Origin of the sequence: Gluconobacter sp. OJA, assembly GCF_039638325.1 — a bacterium.
Classification (GTDB): Bacteria; Pseudomonadota; Alphaproteobacteria; order Acetobacterales; family Acetobacteraceae; genus Gluconobacter; species Gluconobacter cerinus.
The window spans coordinates 520,152-539,438 of the sequence record NZ_JBDIWI010000001.1 but is presented as its reverse complement, the minus strand read 5'-3'; the positions used below and the strand labels follow the sequence as shown (position 1 = coordinate 539,438).

Below are 19,287 nucleotides of genomic sequence, written 5' to 3'. Positions count from 1 at the left end.
AACAATACTCTATCCTGCTCTGCATCGCTGCTCCATCCCTGCCGACGAAATTTTGATCCCCCCATGCCTTACGGAATTTATTGACATTCTCTCGCGGCCCATGAAGGAGTGCTTCTTCACCTTGGGGTGCCCTGACAAAGGGCTGAGAGACTGCTGAGGGTATGCGCTTTAGAGCCATACCAGCGCAGTGACCCATCGAACCTGATCCAGTTCATGCTGGCGGAGGGATGGTGGCTACTGACAGATCCAAAGACTGGATTTTCGGTGTCTCTCGTCGTCCCCGCTGCGCATGGGGGGATCGCAGTATTGCAGGCGGGACAGCACCATCATGACCACCGTATTTGCGCGCAAATCCCGCCAGGTTCCTGTCTTCCTGCTCGGCCTGACCGTTTGTGCCGGTACAGTGCGCGCGGCGGACACCACAGCCCTTACCCCGCCTGCGTCCATCGCCCCGAAGGCCGAGCACATTACTGTCCACCGCGTTTCTGACAGCGCACCCGGACATCAGCCCGGCGGCGGACTGATCCGACCGGAAAACAGCGTGCGCTCTATCAGCACAGTCAGCCGTGACTACATGGACAAGCAGCCCCCGATGGCGACGGCCTATCAGCTCGCCTCCATGCTGCCCGGTGCGAATGTCGCCACATCCGACCCATTCGGCTTTTCGCCCAACACCAACCTGACCGTTCGCGGCCTAAACAATGATGCTATCGGCTATGTGCTGGAAGGCACACCGCTGAACGATGTCGCCTATTATTCCGGATATCCGAGCCAGTTCGCTGACAGCGAGAATTATAGTCAGGTCGCACTTGCCCAAGGGTCGGCCGATCTGGACAGCCCTGTCCTGAACGCCGCCGGGGGGCTGATGAGCCTGTCCTTTCTCGATCCGTCACAGAAGGCCGGGGGCTTCGCCAGCGTCTCCTATGGCTCCTTTGACACCAATCGCGAATTCATTCGCCTTGAAACGGGCAACATCGGCAATTCCGGCATTCGTGGCTTTGTGTCCTATTCCCACAGCGCCAGCGACAACTGGCGTGGGCCGGGGCGGGACAAACGCCAGCATGTCGATTTCAAGCTCCTGAAGGAATGGGGCCAAGGCAACCGCGCCAGCCTCATCGGCTCCTTCAACACCACCGTCACCAGCTATTATCCGCAGGTTACGATGGAAAGCTGGAAAGCCGATGGCATCCATGGCGCGAACAACCTTGCAGGCCATTATGACGCCTCCAACGCAGACAATGCCGTCAATTACTGGCGTTTGTGGCGCGCGCCGGAACGCACCTTCTATGCAGGTGCGCCCGTCCATCTGCATCTGACGCACAAGCTTTCCCTGGACGTCACACCTTACGCACAGTTCGCCTATGGCAACGTTCCGGGCGGCTCCACACTGACGGAAACCGGTCTCTATAACGGCACTCAGCCTCTGAATGACACGCTCGCGCTACCCAATGCGCAGGACGGCACCGCGGTCGTGCGTGCTAACTACACCCAGCGCAGTTATCGCTCCGGATTCAATTCAACCATGCATTACAAAACCGGCTGGAACGATTTCGTCCTCGGTTACTGGTACGATTATGGAGACGACAACGAGCAGCAGCCCTTCACAACCGTTTCCGCCACCGGCGCCTCAGGCGATATCTGGGCGGAAAACAGCCGTAGCCTGATCCATCTTGCGAACGGGCAAAAACTGCTGGGCGGCAGCTTCCACACTATTTCCCAGACCAACGCACTGTATCTGGGCGATCATATCTCGCTCCTGCATGATCGCCTGACCATCGAAGCGGGTTTCAAGGCCGTTATGATGAGCCGCGCGGGCACGAACAATGTTCCCGGCCCTCAGTATCGTGTGGCGTCAAACAGCATGGAGCCTCTGCCGCGTCTTGGCGTCCGCTGGCGCATTGATGAGCAGAACCAGATCTTCTTCAACGCCACGACCAACTTCCGTGCCCCGGACCAGACGGCACTTTACAACACCTACGACCCGACCTCCGGCGCACTCGCGACAACCGGCAGCGCGGATGTCCGCAACGAATATTCCATTTCCGAAGAACTGGGATATCGCCGCGCAGGACAATGGATCATCGGCAGCCTGACGCTATTCAACTATAACTTCACCAACCGCCAGATCTCAACGCTGGCCTCCCAGAACGGCTCCATCATTCAGACGACCATGAATGCCGGCGGCCAGACCTCGCGCGGTGTGGATGTGGAAATCGGCCTCCGCCCCTGGCACCACTTTAGCCCTTACGTCTCGGGCGAGTATCTGCACGCCACCATTGATAACAACATTGCCTCAGGTGGCGATCTTCTGCCGACCAAAGGCAAAATCGCCGTTCGCAGCCCGACACTTCAGGCCGCTGCTGGCATCAGCTACGATGACGGGCACATCTTCGGCGTGGCCACCCTGCATTACACCGGGCACCAATACGCAACGTTCATGAATGATGAGCGGATGTCAGACCGCACGACCGGCGATATTTCCGTCGGCTACCGCTTCGGTGATCTGTCTCGCCTACACAAACCAACTCTACGCCTGAACTTCATCAACATCACTAATGAGCGCTCCCTGTCCGGCGTTGCCAGCCCGACCCTGAACGCAAAGGACACGACTGGCATTTACGGCAGCACGATCAGCGGAAGCGCCCCGAGTTATTATATCGGCGGCGGTTTCGCAGCCCTGTTCACCGCGTCCACAGGCTTCTGAACCCGTGGCCGCTCCCGGACAGTTCGGCGTCAAGGGTGTGCAGGCTGAACGGCACTGGCCGCCGCTAACGCTCGCCGAGGCGAAACGTGTTCTGGCGTTTTTTTCCATTACCGCTGTTACGGAAACTGTTCTGTGGCATGGACAACGCCCGTTCTCCGCGACAGCCCTGATGCGCCTTACCGACGGCACGATGCTTTTTCTGAAGCGCCATGATCCACGCCTTCGCGATCAGAACGCCCTGACGGAAGAAAACGCTTTCATGGCGCATCTTGGCCACCATGGCTTACCCGTCACGGCGGCGTGTACAACGCGGGAACAACACTGCGCTCTGACAGATCATGGTTGGGTTTATGAGGTTTTCCCTCCCTTACCCGGCTTGGATCTTTATCGAGATGTTCAGTCCTGGGAGCCGTTTCTCTGTTCAGAACATGCGCATACCGCTGGCGGCACACTCGCCCGTCTTCATCTTGCAGCAACAGATTACGCCGCCCCCGCCCGGCCTGATCGGCTTTTGCTCTCCAGCTTCAACGCTATTACCAACCCCGATCTTGAGACTGGCCTCCGTCATTGGGCTGCGTCTCAACCGGGCCTCAACACGACGCTGAATGCGGAGGCTTGGCAGCAGACCCTAAGTGTTCTGGAACCTTTCCACGCAAAACTGCGACCAGTCCTGACGGAGATTATCCCCTGTTGGGGACACGGAGACTGGCATCCATCTAACCAGTTCTGGACGTCCGCCACTCCAGACGCCGAAATCTGCGGGATCTTTGATTTTGGTATGTCTGATCGCACCTGCGCTGCGTACGATCTCGCAGTAGCGATCGAGCGCACTGCCATCTCTTGGCTGTCCTCGCACTATGCTGTCTCGTGGAGCCAGCTGAGCGCCCTGTTAGCGGGCTATCACAGGGTCCGTCCCCTCACTCCGCAAGAACGCGAACTGGTCGTTGCGTTCCTGCCGCTTGTTCATGTCGAATTCGCATTGTCTGAGGTCGCGTATTACAGCACGCTTGTTCAGGATGAGGCGTCAGCCCGTGTCGCCTACGCAGACTATCTTTTAGGCCATGCACACTGGTTTGCAGGCCGTGACGGTCAACACCTTCTGAACTGGCTCCGCGAAACTCTGGATGCCATTGCCGCATGTCCCTGACGGAACTCATCGCGGCCCTTCTGAGTGCCATCGGCGTGTGGCTGACGGCACGCCGCACTATGGCTTGCTGGCCACTCTCTCTTCTTGCCGCTCTCTTATACGGGTGGGTGTTTTTTAAAGCCCATCTTTACGCCGACGCCTGCCTTCAGGCCGTATTCTGTGGCTGCCTGCTCTATGGGTGGTGGCGCTGGATGAAAGACGGTGCGCAGGGGGATGAGACCCTGCATATTCGGCCACTTTCGGAACGCGGGTTACTCTTGGGCCTTCTGATCGGCGCACTTGGGGGCGGACTGTGGGCTTTCTGTCTGGCGCGCTTTACAGACGATCCCACCCCCATGGCTGATGCCCTGCTCAGCAGTTACAGTCTGGTTGCACAGATCTGGGCCGCGCGGCGGCATACGATCAGCTGGGCCTGCTGGATCGTGATCGACACAGCTTACGTTGCCATGTTCGTCAGTCGCGACCTTTACCCGACAGCCGCCCTTTACGCGATATTCGTCCTTCTGGCGGTTCATGGGCTGCGCAAATGGCAAAATGCCTCCCAAGCGTAATGGGAAAACAAAATGCGTTTTCCCATCATGCCAAGCGCTGGCTTAAAATCGAAAACCTGGCCGCTCAATACGCAACGCTGACTTCGCCCAGGAACATACGCCCTGCAGAGGGGGTCGCACGGTTCGAGAAAAGGCTCTGGTAATTGAGTTTGTTGGCAAGATTGTAGCCATTCATGGAGATTTTCCAGTGCCGGTTAAAGCGATGGGAAATCATGGCACTGAAATCCAGATTTGCCGGAGCACGCAGAGTATTGGCGGTATCGAGCCAGACATGCTCACGCCAGGTCAGCCCACCACCGACTGTCAGGTTATAGGGCTTGTCCGGGAAGGCGCTATACGCTGACCAGAGGGTTGCCTGATTGTGTGGCACATACTGAACATTCTTGCCGCGGTTCGCCTTGGTAGCAGAAGACGTCGTGCTGCTATCATAAAGGGCATAGGTCGCTGACACGTTCCAGCCCGGCAGAATGACACCGCCGACAGACAGTTCCAGACCCTGATTACGCTGCCGGTCAGAAGAGCCCTGAATTTCACCCGTCACCGGATCAGCGTTCAATGCATTCCCTTTGTCCAGACGGAACAAAGAGGCCGTCAGACCCAACCGGTCATGCAGAATGCTGTACTTGGCGCCAAGCTCATAAAGCTGAGCCTTCTCAGGACTGGCAAAAGAATTGGTCCCCGGACGGATGGGAACAGACCCATTGGTGACGTACATTCCCATCGGGGTCGTGGAATTGGCCCAGGTAAAATAATAAGTCTGATGGTCGTCCGGCGTGACAACGAGGCTGGCATTCGGATTGAACACACCCGTCACATCATGAAAATGCTGATCGGGGTTCTTCGCGACATTTCCTCCCGTCAGGTTGTAGCTCGTTTGCCAACGATCCCAGCGGAAGCCCCCTTTCACAGAAAGCCACTTGGTGAACCAGATCTGATCGAACAGGAACAGGCCCGTATCGAACCCGTAGCCATTACTATGCGACTTCGCCCCCAGTGACCCCAGAGACACCAGACCGGCCGGGTTCATATCACCCGGTACCAGATCAAGATTGCCGACATTCCCCTTCGGATTAACCAGGTTTGCATACGGTTTTGGCTTCAGATACGTCGACTGTGAGCGAACATCATTGACGCGTTCGACGTCAAACCCGGCGACAACCTGATGCCTGAGAAAGCTTGTATGGAAGTCTGCAACCATTGAGCCGACATTCTGCACAGACCAGCTCGTTTGCTCATACGGCAGCGGCGCCATGTAGGTGCCGGTTCCTGTGCCCGCCCCCGCACCCACTGGCCCGGACCGTGCAACGAGCGCCTTTGGCGCATCCCCGTTGAAGTAGTTGTTCACACACGTCGTATCGCAGGTCGCTTTTGAAGCCGCGAAAGACCGGTAATACTCACCACCCCGCAAATCATCATAGAACGTGACATGCCTGTTCAGTTTGAAGCTGAATCGCGCTGTTTCCATGTTGGAATTTGTGGCGTTCTGGTCGTTATCCGTGCCGTACCAGTTCGTCCGGCGGATACCGTATTCCGTAATAGGCTGCCCGTACTTCGCCCCCGGTTTCGTGACAACCGGAACACCGAAATCAGGCACTGAGTTTTCCTGCTGGTGCATGTATTGCAGAACAAGCGTTGTTCTCTTGCCAATCCCGAATGCAAGAGACGGAGCAACACCCCAGCGATGAGAGAAGATATAATCTCGTCCCACAACATTATGCTCATCGCCCATTCCCGTAATGCGGAAGGCCGTAGAGTCATTGATTTTCTGGTTCACATCCAATGTGCCGCGATAATAACTGCCTGAACCGCCTGAAAAATCAGCCGAATAGTGATTTTTCAAACCAGGAGTTTTGGTCACCATATTGATGGCACCGCCCGTCGTGCCATTCCCAAACACTTCGGAAGACGGCCCCTTGATGACGGACACAGTTTCGAAATTGAATGAATCGCGGGAATAGACCCCGAAGTCCCGCAGCCCATCTTCATAGATGTCATTCTGGGCCTGAAAACCACGGATCAGGAACTGATCCCCGTTCATGCCACCAGCGCCCTCACCGATGGACGTTGTTACGCCCGGCACATTCCTCAGAGCTTCATCTAGAGATTTGACATTCTGTTGCTGCATCAGGGCCTGCGGCACGACATTGATGTTCTGCGGCGTGTGCATCACGTCCTGTGGCATCCGGGATAGCCCAAGAGACTGATGCATGGTGTTAAAGCCATGCCCCTGAACTGTCAGATGCTCGACATCCGACCCTTCAACCCCAGCACTGTCTTCCAAATGCCGCGTTGATGACTCCGGTTTGCGATCTGGTTTTTTCTCATGCTTCACAGGTGCAGCGGCATAGCCTTGCGAAGACATCAGGAGCGTACCGGCAACTGAAAGAGACGTGATGTGTGTGCGCAGCGAACCAGTCACCGGAACCTCTTCATTCAGACAAATAACTTTACATTTCGAAATCCCCATACTGGTAATGAGAAACATTCTCAAATAGTTTTTGATGAAGTGTTTCTAATTTCCGACAAACCTCGTCACGAACGAAGCGGAATAAGCCCGTATTTCCTTACGAACAAAAAAAGCCCCGCACCTGGAAACAGGACGGGGCTTTCTAAAACAGTCGTCGAAGAAACAGATCAGTTCGGCGTTTCATCGTCCGGCGCGAGCGGCTGAACATGCGTCACTTTGCCATAGCGATCATAGTAGATCACGGCATCACCACGACGTTCGGCATAACCATCCGGCTGGCCGTCACGGGTGCGGAAAAGCAGCCGAAACGCATCCGGCTGTTCAACCACCTTGTCCCCTGGTGGGCGATACTTGAAGCGACTGAAGTCAGCATGGCTCCGGGGCAGCGAAGAGCTATGATACAGCTCGTGCATGCTCGGCTTCTTGGGCCCGTCACCATCGGCATCCTGCGCGACAGCCGTGCCCGTCAGGGCTAGAACGGCCAAAGTAGTAGTCAGGATCCTGCGCATGATGCTCTCCGGTCAGTGCGTTGCGGCAGGCACTGTAGGCGAAACCGTCTTCTGGCTCCACCCACCGCCAAGCGCACGGTAAAGCGTGACAAGATTCTGGAATCGGGCAGCCTGAACCAAAATGGCATTCTGCTGAGCCTGATAAAGCGTTCTCTGCTGCTCAAGCGTCGTCAGATAGCTGTCGATCCCTGCATCATAGCGCATCTTTGCCAGATCATAGGCCTTCTGTGACTGGTCAACGAGCGACTGCATATGCTGCTGCTGCGCCGTGTAGGTCTCACGTGCTGTAAGCGCGTCGGACACTTCCCGGAAAGCTGTCTGCACAGTTTTCTCATACTGCGCGGCATACTGGAGCTTCTGCCCCTTCGCCATCAGCAGATTTCCCTCACTCTGCCCCCAGGTGAAAATTGGCAAACTGATGGACGGCGAGACCGACCATGTCTCGGCACCCGGCGTAAACAGCTTGCGGAACTGCAGGGAGCTTGTCCCTTCAGACGCCGTCAGCGTGACCTTCGGGAAAAACTCTGCTCGCGCCGCACCAATACTTGCATTGGCACCAATCAGAGTGTGCTCCGCCGCGACAATATCAGGGCGTTGGGCCAGAAGATCCGACGGCAACCCTTCCGGCAGATCACTGATCATCGTCTGAGCACCAAATGGTGCTGGCGGCGGCAGATCGGCCGGCAACGGCACACCCACCAGAACCTGAAGACCATGCTCGTCATCCGCTACGGCACGCAAATACTGCGCCTCATACGCCGAAGCCTGTTCGACCTGCGTCTTGACCTGCGCAAGCGTCAGGGCATCTGTCTCGCCATTGTCGTAGGAAAGCTGCGTCAGGCGCAGCGTATCCCGCTGGGACTTCAGGGTGTCGCGTGTAACGCGAAGCTGTTCACGATCCGCAAGCCACTGAATGTAGGTCGTGCCAATCTGCGAGACCGTCGTAATCAGAACGTTTCGGGCACCCTCAACACTGTTCAGAACCGTCTCGGCCTGCTGCTTCGTCAGGTTGCGAATACGGCCCCAGAGATCCACCTCGTAAGACGAGAAGCCGATGGACGTCTGATAAAGCCGGAGGGTCGAAACGCTGGTCCCAAGCCCTGGCGCAAAAGAGAAGCCTGCCGTGCTTGACGGCGCCATGAACATGCCCTGCCCGCCGGCCGTGATGATCGGGAACAGGGATGCGTTCTGAATTTCATATTGCCCACGAGCCACCGTGATAGCCGCTGCCTGAGCGGCTAAATCCCGGTTATTCCTGAGCCCCAATTGGACCAGAGCTTTCAGACGAGGGTCCGTGAAGAAATCTTCCCATCCCAGATTATAGGATTTGGCCACCGAAGAGACGTTCTTAGCGCCTGTATCCTGCGGGTAAGCATTCTGCACAGCCTGCGTCGGCTGATGATATCTGGGAGCCATGTTGCAGCCGGAAAGCATCAGCAGCGCGGCAAATCCAAGACGGGCCTTCATGCGCCGTGCTCCCCTTCAATGGCAGGTGTCGCCTTATTATCCAGATGGGCATAGGCGTCCTTCCGGTCCCGGATCCGGACCACACGGAACAGACGCAGCACCACCACGAAGAAGACCGGCACGAAGTAAATCGCAAGCAAGGTTGCAGACAGCATGCCGCCAACCACGCAGGTGCCGATGGCCACACGTGCGGCAGAGCCTGCCCCCGTTGCGATCGCAAGCGGGAACACACCGCAGACGAACGCAATGGACGTCATGAGAATTGGCCTCAGACGTTCACGCCCGGCTTCAATCACGGACTCTTCCAGAGACTGCCCTTCTTCAAAGAAAGCCTTAGCAAATTCCACAATCAGGATCGCGTTCTTCACAGACAGACCAACTGTCGTCAGCAGACCAACCTGGAAGTAAACGTCATTGGAAAGGCCACGGCCCAGCGTTGCGGCAATCGCTCCAAGCACACCCAGTGGCAGCACCAGAAGTACCGCAAAAGGAATGGCCCAGCTTTCATAAAGCGCGGCAAGACAGAACATGATCACGATAGCGGCCAGAGCATAAAGCGGCCCCGTTGAACCACTGGATGCAAGCTGTTCGTAGGACAGACCCGTCCACTCATACCCGATGCCACGTGGCAGCTTGGCGAGGATTTTTTCCATCTCGCTCATAGCCTGACCGGAACTGGATCCAACGGCGGGCTGCCCCTGAATCTCGTAGGAGTTCATGCCGTTGTAGTCTTCGACCTTCTGGGGGCCGCTTTCCCACGTACCTGAAGCAAAGGCATTGAACGGAACCATCGTGCCCGTCGTATTACGGACGTACCAGCGGTTCAGATCTTCCGGCGTCATACGCGCCCAGGGTTCACCCTGAATATAGACCTGCTTCACACGGTCATCACGCATGAACTGGTTGACGTAGATGGAGCCAAGAGCACCTTCCAGCGTCGTGTTGATGTCAGCGTTGGTCAGACCAAGTGCATTCGCACGTTCACGGTTGATGTCCAGCTTGAACTGCGGCGCATCTTCCATGCCGAGCGGACGAACAGCCTGAAGGAGCGGATTTTTAGCTGCTTCCATCAGCACCTGATTCCGCGCAGCCAGCAGTGCTGCGTGACCCAGATGGCCTGTGTCCTCAAGCTCCAGATCGAAACCGGTAGCGTTACCCAGCTCCATCACGGCTGGCGGGTTGACTGCGAAGATCTGCGCGTCCGGATCCATCCAGAAGTGCATCATGATTTCACGAGACACGGTCATCGTCGTATGGGCAGCACCGGGGCGCTGATCCCACGGCTTCATTCGAATAAAGAATGCGCCCGCAGACTGACCCTGCCCGGCAAAACTGAAGCCGTTCATCGTAAAGACTGACTGAACGTAGTCCCCGTAATTTTTCAGGACGTAATCCGTGATCTTCTTGTTGACGGCAGCGGTCTGCTCCTGCGTTGCGTTATTCCGCATCGTGACCTGCCCGAAGATGATCCCCTGATCTTCGTCCGGCAGGAACCCGCCAGGCACGCGATTGAACAGGAACACTACACCGGCGGTCAGCAGCAGAAAGACAACCATGCTGACAACAGGCGCGCGGATCAGCCACTTCACACCGCTCAGATAACCATTGGTCAGGCGGTCAAAATTACGATTGAACCAAGCTGCCGGACCACGCTCATGTCCCTTATGGGTAGGCTTCAGCATGGACCCGCAGAGTGCCGGCGTCATGACCATAGCCACCAGAACAGACAACCACATGGCGGCAACAATGGTGATGGAGAACTGGCGATAAATCACACCGGTAGAACCACCGAAGGCGGCCATCGGCAGGAACACAGCCGTCAGAACCAGCACGATGCCAATCAGGGCACCGGAAATCTCATCCATGGACTGGCGAGCAGCTTCCTTGGGAGACAGACCCTGATCCGTCATCACACGCTCGACGTTTTCAACAACGACGATCGCATCGTCCACGAGCAGACCAACAGCCAGAACCATAGCCAGCATGGTCAGCGTGTTGATGCTGTATCCCATCACGGACAGCAGCCCGAACGTGCCCAGAAGAACAACCGGGACAGCAATCGTCGGGATCAGCGTGGCGCGGAAGTTCTGAAGGAAGATCAGCATCACGAAGAACACGAGAATGATGGCGATAACCAGCGTCTCGATAACTTCCTTGATAGAGAGCGTAATGAACGGCTCCGTATCCAGTGGGTAGACCAGCTTCAGACCATGCGGGAAATAGCGCTGCAGATCTGTCATTCGGCTACGGACTGCGGCTTCAGTCTGAAGCTGATTGGCACCCGGCGCCAGCTTCAGAGCCATCGCAGATGCAGGATGACCGTTATAGACGGAACCGAGAGCGTAACTCTGTGCACCAAGCTCAACACGGGCCACATCGCTCAGGCGAACCTGGCTACCGTCCTGCTGAACCTTGAGCAGAATCTTGTTAAATTCTTCAGGCGAACTCAGACGCGTCGGACCAATAACCGTTGCGTCAAATCCGATGCCTTTTTTAGCGGGCAAACCGCCCAACTCACCGGACGAAACCTGAATATTCTGTGCCTGAATGGCGGACTGCACATCGCCGACCGTCAGGCCGTAATTATACAGCCGGGACGGATCAAGCCAGATGCGCATCGCGTATTCTGAGCCGAACAGTGTGTGATCGCCCACACCTGACACACGCGACAGCGGATCAGAGATATTGGACGCCACATAATCGGCAATGTCCTGGCCGGACATGCTTCCGTCTTCGGAAATAAAGGCCAGAACCATCATGAAGTTCTTGGTGGCCTTCGTGACGCCCAGACCCTGAGCTGTCACTTCAGACGGCAGACGCGGCTGCGCCAGCTGAAGTTTGTTCTGAACCTGAACCTGAGCGATGTCAGGATTGGTCCCCTGCTCGAAGGTCAGATCGATTTCCATCTGTCCGCTCGCATAGGACGACGCAGACAGATATTCGAGATGATCCAGACCATACATCTGCTGCAAAATCGGACGGACAACCGTGTTATTCACGGTTTCCGCCGAAGCACCCGGATACATGACAGAAATGGCGATCTGCGGCGGTGCGATGCTGGGATACTGGGCAATCGGCATGCGGGTGATGGCAACGCCACCAACCAGCATGATGATCAGCCCGATCACCCATGCAAAGATCGGCCGATCAATGAAAAAGCGTGAGAGCGTCATGTGCTGTTACTCAGCCTTTCCCGCAGGAACTTCCTGAGGTGCGACCTTCGCACCCGGCTGAACCTTCTGCAGACCGTTCACGATGATCTTGTCGCCAGCCTTGACGCCGCCCGTCACCAGCCAGTCTTTGCCAATCGTCCGGGTCGTCTGGATCGGGCGCTGCTGCACCTTGTTTTCGGCATCAACGGTCATCACGAAAGGATTGCCCTTCGAGTCACGCTGGACAGCCACCTGCGGCACCAGAATGCCGTTCGGATCGATACCTTCACGGATATGGGCATGCACAAACATTCCCGGCAGAAGCAGATGATCCGGGTTCGGGAAAACAGCTCGCATGACAAGCGTTCCCGTTGCAGGATCGACCGTAACTTCCGAAAGCTGGAGCTTACCGCGCTGGGGATAATCTGAATCATCTTCCAGCTTCAGACCCACGGCAGCGGCATCATCGCCTTTACGCTCAACCTGCCCCGTTGCCAGCTCATGCTTGAGACGCAGCATGTCAGAGGCGGCCAGATTGACGTCCACATAGATTGGATCAAGCCGTGTCACGACTGCGATCGGCTGTGTCTGCCCTGCCGTGAGCAACGCACCCGGCGTATAAAGCGTACGGCCGATACGGCCATCAATCGGGGCACGGACATGAGTGTAATTCAGGTTGACTTCGGCGGCCTCAAGATTGGCTTTCGCCTGAGCAACCTGCGCTTCAGCTTCGCGGGCCGTTGCAAGCGTGTTGTCATAATCCTGTGAGCTTACAGCATGCGCCTTGACCAGCGGCGCATAACGGCGAAGCTGACCAGCCGCGCGCGTGGCAACGGCCTGAGCATTCATGAGCTGCGCCTTGGCCTGGTCATAAGCAGCCTGATATGGCGCAATATAAACCTGGAACAGCTGCTGCCCTTTTTTGACGTCCGCCCCCTGCTCAAAGTCACGCGAGACAATCACACCATTCACCTGCGGACGGATCTGCGCCTGTTCATAGGCATCCGTTCGGCCGGGAAGAGACGTCTCCAGCGTAACCGGCTGGGTTTGCAGCGTCATGACGCCAACAGGCTGTGGCGGCAATTGCGGAGCGGCGGCTTTTTTCTGACAGCCAGCAACCAAGAAAGGCACGGCTGCCAGCAAAGGGATCATTGTTTTGGCCTGACGGCGCATCTGACCTTTCTCCAAGACGACAGTCGCGGACGACATCCAAAATGTTTTCTGAAAAGAAGGCATGATACAGCCGCTATCCTGTGATACAGAAACCACGCAGTTTCCAGTTGTTCCGGAAACTAGCCGGTTTCTTTGATGAACGTCAATTCGGCCGGTACGAATAATCCCGGAGTTGATCTTGAACAGTCCCACTTCCGCCCTACCCGATACCCGCAAGCTGCGGTGCTGCGATCATAACGGTTCAGTGGATGACGTAGAGCGCAAGACGCGGATCCTGAATGCTGCAAGTTCAATGCTCACGACTCATGGGTATCATGCAGCGTCCATGGACAGCATTGCCGCATGCTCCGGAATGTCCAAAAAGACGCTCTACCAGTTTTTCGAGTCTAAAAAATCTCTTTTCGAGACCCTTATCATAGAGCGGCTTTTCGCTCCGCTTCCATATACCCCGGTTGAAACAGACCCTCTTCCCCAACAGCTCCAGATGATGATGACGCTCCTCGCGGAGCAACTCCTAAATGAAGAGCGCCTTGGCCTTCTGAAGTCCATCATCACGGAAACCACGCGAAATCCTGCCGTACGACAAATCGTGACAGACCTGTTTCATCTTTCCGGAAGGGCCCTCCCCGTTCAGCAGTGGCTGACCAAACAGGCCGAGGCCGGCCATCTCCATATCGAGAACGTTGAAGAAGCGGCAGATCTGCTTTTCAGCATGACCTTGGGTGGCCCGCTACTGGCGCACCTCACGCATTGCAAGCCGCCCAAAGAAGGCGAAAACCTGATCCAGTTCATCGCATACGGCATACAGACCTTTCTCAAGGCTCATAGCACCTAAGGGCCTTATCCACCGGCAGGCGGCTTGGCCGAATTTTCACCAACCAGAAGCTTAAAGACCCCTGCGGACGCCGAACGCTCCATGAGAGAACCATACTGCCCTTTTAGAATAGCGAGCGTGGTATCATCATGGGCCCTTGAAGCATCGCCAGCCAGCTCCAGAACCAGCGCTTCCAGATCCGGCGACAGAGCTGAAGCCTCTTTACGCCCTGTCCAAGCTGCATCGATGACAGGTTTTAGAGCAGAAACTGCACCAACCCAATCCTTCGCCTGCTCCATCAACCGCGCACGCATTTTCAATGCCTGTGTCTCTGTCCGGCCTGTGAGGTAGTGCGCAGCCTTAGGCAAATCGTGTTGCTCACGCGCAACTTCAGCACGAAGCAATGATACCTCTAATGCTTCTGGCTGACCTCCCGGCAGCACAGATACATCGGCGGGGTTTTCTGCCGGTAAATCATGGAGTGCAGCGCTCAGGTCGTTCGCATCAAGATCCAGACGAACCAGCTTCACCATAGTATCCTGATGTTCAGGTCCTTGCTGGTTCTGAAGAAGACCACGCAATACCGTCCGTTGAGCGTCCGGGAGGCCTAGCACCGCATATCGACGCTCCAGAGCCTTCAGAAAATAAGCCTGTAATGTCGGGTCATTCGGCTCCATTGTCATTGCTGCTTTCAACAGTTCGACCTCAGCAAGAGCACTCTTTGCTTCAATGTCTTTCTGTTCTGCGAACCCACGGGCAATAACGAGCAATCTGTCATGACCGGGAAAACCAGCTTTCCCATAAACAGCCTGCCCGTCTTGCACGCCCTGTTGAGCGGCGCGCCATTCTTTCCCTTTGATGAACGCATCAATACTCAGCAGTCGTGCCTCACGCTCCCTTCCAACCATTCTAAAGGCAGGCATAAGACCATCCACATGTTCACCAATTGTTTTCGCGGGTGATGCATCTTTTTCAAGATCGAAGCGAAGAGCAGCTTCGCTGGCAACCGGCCACACCATAGGAGAAGGATCATGAGTGAGCGTCTCAAGCTGCCCTCTTGCATCCAACGCATGTGTCTCAGCTGCCGTTAAAGCACGCGCAAGAACGGTTTCCGGTACCGAGGGAAGAGATAAGAGAACGCCCCGATCTTTTGCTGTGCCATACCGCGCAACCCACTCTGCAGCCACCGGCAGCAGACGATGCCGCAAAGGCTGAGAATATCCCGATACAGAAGGTAGTCCCGCCGCAATCAACCTGGCCGTGCGGGTGCGCTGTACATCGATATCAAGTCCCTCTCCCGTAATGGGGAGCTGCGCGCGTACCATTCCTCGCCAAAACTGATCCTCCGGCGTTGCCCCTTCTTCCTCTGACAACAGAGACGGATCAGCACGACCATTCAGCACAGCCGAAATTTGTCTCAGCCTTCGTACATCTTTGCGGGTGCTCCCTTCAGGCTGATCTTCCAGTGCTACCTGCAGAACCTGTGAAACCAACGCACCATTAGCTAGCCTTGCCGCTGCCTGTGCCAGCCGGATCCGCGCATCGAAGCGCTGACCCGCTGATGCCATGGCCGCCGCAATTTGAGCGCGACGCACACTCTCCCGCAAACCTTCCGGTGGGCTGCCAGCCAACGCTACCCCGGCACCCGAAGCCCCATAAGCAGCAACTTTTCCTCCAGCAAGCAGCGGAGTACCGCTGGGGCCAACTCTATCAAGAAAGAACTGCTTTCCGTTTTGCCTGAGCTCGATTGCATCGGCATCTGCGGCAATGACCAACCCCATCAGACTTGGACGAACCTCAAAACCTGCTCCCCGCCGGATCAAATCACCTGAGACAGAACCGGACCGTGAGAGACCGAGCAGCAGCCGCCGGCCCGAATCCGGATCCCGAAACGTGACAACAAATAGAGCTCCGTCCTCCCGAGGCGGCGTGAAGGTCAGGGCACCATCATCTTGCCCTAACAACATAACATCTGGGGATGGGGTTGATTGCCTTCCGAAAGACACCGTCCATCCATGCCCGACGGGTCTGATTAATGGACTGGATCCTTCAGGACACAGGATGCTGACAGCTGTCACATCCGCCATAATGCGAGCAGATACACCTTCGAATGGAGCAACATTCGTTAGCCCGGCGGTGTCGATGACATGGCGACCGGCAGCAACGATCAGGAGACGTCGACCATTTTGAAATGCGGCAACGGGCGTCATTTCCCCCAGAGGTAACCATAATCCAGTGGCAGAGGAGACGACACCCTCATTCGCCTGCATGACAGGCCGCGCACTGAAATCCGTACGCCCGACCGATGCCCTAGCCTTTTCCTGGCTGGTTAAAAGTGGCGATGGATCGTTCAGGAATGACCACCCTGAGGGAAGAAGCGCACTTGCGGCTGGCGGCAAAGCTACTGCGCTTTGTGGGAACATCAGCATTGCCAGAGCGAAGAGGCAGCCCCGCGCCAACATCACCCGTTATCCCCAATATGCATGCCTGGATGCGCATGAGCATTGGCAAGAAGCTGCGTCGCCAGAATGGCTCGTTGTGGAGACATGGCTTCCATGATCGCTGAAGCCTTCCGCGGGCTCATACGGTTCAAAAGACCCACGCCAACCCGCAGATCAAGAATATTGAAAATAGCGGCCGCATCGACAGGCTTCATCGCCTCATAAATCCTGACCAGTCTTTCCGCATCCTGGTTCAGAAGCTCGTCCGAATGTCGTGCTGTCTCTTCAAACTGCGAACGGGATGTCTGGAGTGCGGTCATCCGACGTTGCAGCTCTTCTTCTGCCGCATCCACTAGTCGCTGCCGATCTTCTAACGCCGCAGCCTTGCGATCCAGTTCCTGCTGCCGTGCAGCCAGCTCTGCTTTCAGTGTCGGGTCAGGAGTTATAGCGTCTACCGTGCCTGTCGGAGACAATGCGCCTTGGCAGCCCCCTGACTTGCAAAGGTCCGAGGAGGGGGCCTTCTGTTGAGCAGGCTTCCCGTCTTCTACATCAGCTCGTTTGCTCGCAGCCTCGTCAGCAGTAGCTTTAGGCGCCACTTGCGTCGCGGCCGGCTGCGCCATGGCAGACGACATCAACGATGAATCCGTTGAGGCATCGACATACCCAACCAGATCGTAAACCTTCACGCCCAGCAGGATGATCATCAAACCACAGGCAATGTGCAGCAAGCGAAAGAGCATGAGCGTTACACCTGCTTCTGACGAAGGGCACGCAGCAGCTCGCGCTCGGCTGCAGTCTTACCGGATGGCGTTTTCAATGCGCTGGGTGATCCCCATCGTCCTTCATCTGTCCTGAGACGGGCAGAAAAACGAGGGCCCTCCATATCCGGCACGTCTGCCTCCCTGAGAGGCTCCGGGTTGGCGGGACGACCGATTGAAGCTGTTTTTTCCAAGACCTGAGCGACAGCCTCTGATCGTTCACAAAGCATCGTCAGTTCACGCTTGAGACTCTTTCCGCTCTCCACCGTTTTACCCAGCGACCGTCCAACCATTTCAGTTGTCTGACGCAGATGGTCGATACCAGACTGAGCCTGCTGGCTACTGCTTTGCAAACTCGCAATCAGGGCATCCAGCTCTCCCCGGTTTCGACGGATGACCGATAGCGCTCGGCCAAGATAGAGGCTGTAGAAAATCGTAATCAGCAGCAGGGCTGACAGAGCAACTTCAAGTACGATCTGGAACCTGTCCATGGAGAGTGCTCCGCCTTTTCAGCTGTATGCGGAAGGGCGATCACCGACCCCTCCGCCAATAAGATTTTCTTCAATACGAACCGCGACATGACCCTGCTTTTTGCCAACCCGACCCCGGAAAATCGTTTTTCCGCCGCAGCGCAGTTGAACGAGAGCCGTAGGATCACGGCGCAGCACCAGCATCTCGCCCGGCGAAAGGGACATGATGTCCTGCAGATTCATGCTCTGCTCTTCCAGGACGGCGTCGAGCGTGACGTCCGTATTCCAGAGCTCCTGGGCAAGATGACTTTCCCAGATGCCGTCATGGCCAAATTTTTCACCCATGAACTGTTGCAGCAGGATTTCCCGAACAGGCTCCAGCGTTGCATGGGGCAGAATGAGATCCACATCCCCACCGCGCCCATCCATATCGATGCCAAATCGCGCCAACACCACGCCATTTGCCGCCCGGGAGATAGTCGCAAAGCGGGAATTCAGTTCCAGCCGTTCAAAACGAAAATTCACAGCACACAAAGGGCTGAAACTCATGGAAAGGTCCGAGAGGATCACACGGATCAGAGGCTCAACCAGTGCGCGCTCGATCGCCGTATGGTGTCGGCCTTCTGCCCGCCTCTCCCCATCGCCATGAGGACGAACACGATCACGCCCTCCCAGCAATGCATCAATGACACTGTAAACAAGGGACGAGCTAAGAACGAGAATCCCGTAATTGTCCCATTCCTCCGCTTTGAAGACGGCGAACATGGACTGCCCGGAAACATTCTCCAGATAATCTCCAAACCTCTGGGAAGCCAGGCGATCCATTGAGACTTCAACGTTATCGCTGGTGAAGTTCCGTAGGCTGGTCGTGAGAATCCGGACGAGGCGGTCAAAAACCACTTCGAGCATAGGGAGCCGCTCGTAAGAGACGAACGACGTGCTCAGCAGCTTTTCCAGACCACTCCCTTCGCCGCCACCGCTCACGTGGGCGTCGCTACCGAAGAGACTATCAATCTCGTCCTGGTTCAGAATCCGGTCCGCACCGTCATCCTCTGAAAAACCAAGATCATCCATTGAAAGGGCAAAACGTGGCATCGGCGCATCGTTTGCATCACCTTCCGACGTAGCCTTCTGTGCGTCTGGCATCACTGCACCAGCACTTCCACGAAGAAGAGATCACGCACGGACAAGGGAGCAAGAATATTGGAAATCTGCGCCAGCATGGTTTCCCGCAGACGATAAATTCCCGCTCCGGTTAGCTCGTCCGGGCGCATCCCATGCAGGCAGGTCTGGAAGGCATCCTGTATCTGAGGCATGAGCGGCCCGATTTTTGCCGTATCTTTGCTGTCTTCAACCTGAAGGCGCGCACTGATCCGGACATAACGCGCCCTGCCATCTCCGGTATCGAGGTTGGACACCAGCGTCGGGATGGTAATGAGTGTCAGGGATATCGGCTGGGACGCCGCTTTTACGGGACGGGACGCAGGATGTTGGAAATGCCGCCAGGCGAATACGCCGCCTCCAGCCAGCATGGCACAGAGCACTGCTGCGATCAGGATAATCCTGCGTTTTCCGCCAGCTTTCGCCGGGATCTCAAGTTCCGGAGTCTCCGTCGTCACTGCCTGTCTGCCTTC

Annotated in this window: 14 protein-coding genes and 1 riboswitch; of the genes, 4 read left to right on the top strand and 10 right to left on the bottom strand. The window is 56.4% G+C overall.

The window, feature by feature from the left end; all coding sequences use genetic code 11:
* The first annotated feature begins 112 nt into the window (after positions 1 to 112).
* Positions 113 to 245, top strand: a riboswitch (TPP riboswitch).
* A gap of 83 nt (positions 246 to 328) precedes the next feature.
* From ABDK75_RS02480 to pnuC, 3 genes are read left to right on the top strand one after another with little or no spacing between them, the layout of a single operon-like run.
* A complete protein-coding gene (locus ABDK75_RS02480; RefSeq protein ID WP_346004877.1) occupies positions 329 to 2,704 on the top strand; it encodes a TonB-dependent receptor domain-containing protein in 2,376 nt (791 codons plus the stop codon).
* Between the two features lie 4 nt (positions 2,705 to 2,708).
* Positions 2,709 to 3,851: a phosphotransferase gene (locus tag ABDK75_RS02475; RefSeq protein WP_346004876.1), complete on the top strand. Its 1,143-nt coding sequence runs from the start codon at positions 2,709 to 2,711 to the stop codon at positions 3,849 to 3,851.
* Positions 3,842 to 4,402: a nicotinamide riboside transporter PnuC gene (pnuC, locus tag ABDK75_RS02470; protein ID WP_346004875.1), complete on the top strand. Its 561-nt coding sequence runs from the start codon at positions 3,842 to 3,844 to the stop codon at positions 4,400 to 4,402. Before ABDK75_RS02475 ends, pnuC begins: the two co-directional genes overlap by 10 nt.
* Positions 4,403 to 4,466: 64 nt before the next feature.
* Here the strand turns inward: pnuC and ABDK75_RS02465 are convergent, their stop codons facing one another.
* From ABDK75_RS02465 to ABDK75_RS02445, 5 genes are all read right to left on the bottom strand, one after another.
* Positions 4,467 to 6,683, bottom strand: coding sequence for a TonB-dependent receptor domain-containing protein (locus ABDK75_RS02465; RefSeq protein WP_346005819.1), 2,217 nt, complete (start codon positions 6,681 to 6,683; stop codon positions 4,467 to 4,469).
* Between the two features lie 353 nt (positions 6,684 to 7,036).
* Positions 7,037 to 7,378 (bottom strand): hypothetical protein, encoded by a 342-nt coding sequence (locus ABDK75_RS02460; protein ID WP_046900735.1) that lies wholly within the window; start codon positions 7,376 to 7,378, stop codon positions 7,037 to 7,039.
* A gap of 12 nt (positions 7,379 to 7,390) precedes the next feature.
* Positions 7,391 to 8,845, bottom strand: coding sequence for an efflux transporter outer membrane subunit (locus ABDK75_RS02455; protein ID WP_099211755.1), 1,455 nt, complete (start codon positions 8,843 to 8,845; stop codon positions 7,391 to 7,393).
* Complete coding sequence (locus ABDK75_RS02450) at positions 8,842 to 12,018, bottom strand: efflux RND transporter permease subunit (RefSeq protein ID WP_099211752.1); 3,177 nt, start codon at positions 12,016 to 12,018, stop codon at positions 8,842 to 8,844. Before ABDK75_RS02450 ends, ABDK75_RS02455 begins: the two co-directional genes overlap by 4 nt.
* Positions 12,019 to 12,024: 6 nt before the next feature.
* Entirely contained in the window at positions 12,025 to 13,233 is a 1,209-nt protein-coding gene (locus tag ABDK75_RS02445) for an efflux RND transporter periplasmic adaptor subunit (protein ID WP_099211750.1), read from the bottom strand.
* 115 nt (positions 13,234 to 13,348) lie between these two features.
* On the opposite strand from ABDK75_RS02445, the gene ABDK75_RS02440 reads away from it, so the two are divergent.
* Positions 13,349 to 14,005, top strand: a complete 657-nt coding sequence (locus ABDK75_RS02440; protein ID WP_252350022.1) for a TetR/AcrR family transcriptional regulator — start codon at positions 13,349 to 13,351, stop codon at positions 14,003 to 14,005.
* 5 nt (positions 14,006 to 14,010) lie between these two features.
* Here the strand turns inward: ABDK75_RS02440 and ABDK75_RS02435 are convergent, their stop codons facing one another.
* Genes ABDK75_RS02435 through fliL form a run of 5 tightly spaced genes read right to left on the bottom strand, consistent with a single transcriptional unit; the run spans position 14,011 to position 19,272 of the window.
* A complete protein-coding gene (locus ABDK75_RS02435; protein ID WP_346004874.1) occupies positions 14,011 to 16,446 on the bottom strand; it encodes a hypothetical protein in 2,436 nt (811 codons plus the stop codon).
* The gene (locus tag ABDK75_RS02430; RefSeq protein WP_211498606.1) at positions 16,446 to 17,165 is read right to left on the bottom strand and encodes a MotE family protein; all 720 of its coding nucleotides are present in this window, start codon (positions 17,163 to 17,165) and stop codon (positions 16,446 to 16,448) included. Before ABDK75_RS02430 ends, ABDK75_RS02435 begins: the two co-directional genes overlap by 1 nt.
* Before the next feature lie 5 nt (positions 17,166 to 17,170).
* Positions 17,171 to 17,674 (bottom strand): DUF6468 domain-containing protein, encoded by a 504-nt coding sequence (locus tag ABDK75_RS02425; protein WP_211498607.1) that lies wholly within the window; start codon positions 17,672 to 17,674, stop codon positions 17,171 to 17,173.
* Between the two features lie 18 nt (positions 17,675 to 17,692).
* A complete protein-coding gene (gene fliM / locus ABDK75_RS02420; RefSeq protein WP_346004873.1) occupies positions 17,693 to 18,799 on the bottom strand; it encodes a flagellar motor switch protein FliM in 1,107 nt (368 codons plus the stop codon).
* The gene (fliL, locus tag ABDK75_RS02415) at positions 18,799 to 19,272 is read right to left on the bottom strand and encodes a flagellar basal body-associated protein FliL (protein WP_046900729.1); all 474 of its coding nucleotides are present in this window, start codon (positions 19,270 to 19,272) and stop codon (positions 18,799 to 18,801) included. The genes fliM and fliL overlap by 1 nt, the downstream gene beginning before the upstream one ends.
* Positions 19,273 to 19,287 lie beyond the last annotated feature (15 nt).

Excerpts from the sequence above, each read along its gene's own strand:
- ABDK75_RS02480 (WP_346004877.1), top strand. The coding sequence starts at position 329 with ATGACCACCGTATTTGCGCGCAAATCCCGCCAGGTTCCTGTCTTCCTG.
- pnuC (WP_346004875.1), top strand. The coding sequence starts at position 3,842 with ATGTCCCTGACGGAACTCATCGCGGCCCTTCTGAGTGCCATCGGCGTG.
- ABDK75_RS02460 (WP_046900735.1), bottom strand. The coding sequence starts at position 7,378 with ATGCGCAGGATCCTGACTACTACTTTGGCCGTTCTAGCCCTGACGGGC.
- ABDK75_RS02455 (WP_099211755.1), bottom strand. The coding sequence starts at position 8,845 with ATGAAGGCCCGTCTTGGATTTGCCGCGCTGCTGATGCTTTCCGGCTGC.
- ABDK75_RS02450 (WP_099211752.1), bottom strand. The coding sequence starts at position 12,018 with ATGACGCTCTCACGCTTTTTCATTGATCGGCCGATCTTTGCATGGGTG.
- ABDK75_RS02445 (WP_099211750.1), bottom strand. The coding sequence starts at position 13,233 with ATGCCTTCTTTTCAGAAAACATTTTGGATGTCGTCCGCGACTGTCGTC.
- ABDK75_RS02435 (WP_346004874.1), bottom strand. The coding sequence starts at position 16,446 with ATGTTGGCGCGGGGCTGCCTCTTCGCTCTGGCAATGCTGATGTTCCCA.
- ABDK75_RS02430 (WP_211498606.1), bottom strand. The coding sequence starts at position 17,165 with ATGCTCTTTCGCTTGCTGCACATTGCCTGTGGTTTGATGATCATCCTG.
- ABDK75_RS02425 (WP_211498607.1), bottom strand. The coding sequence starts at position 17,674 with ATGGACAGGTTCCAGATCGTACTTGAAGTTGCTCTGTCAGCCCTGCTG.
- fliM (WP_346004873.1), bottom strand. The coding sequence starts at position 18,799 with ATGCCAGACGCACAGAAGGCTACGTCGGAAGGTGATGCAAACGATGCG.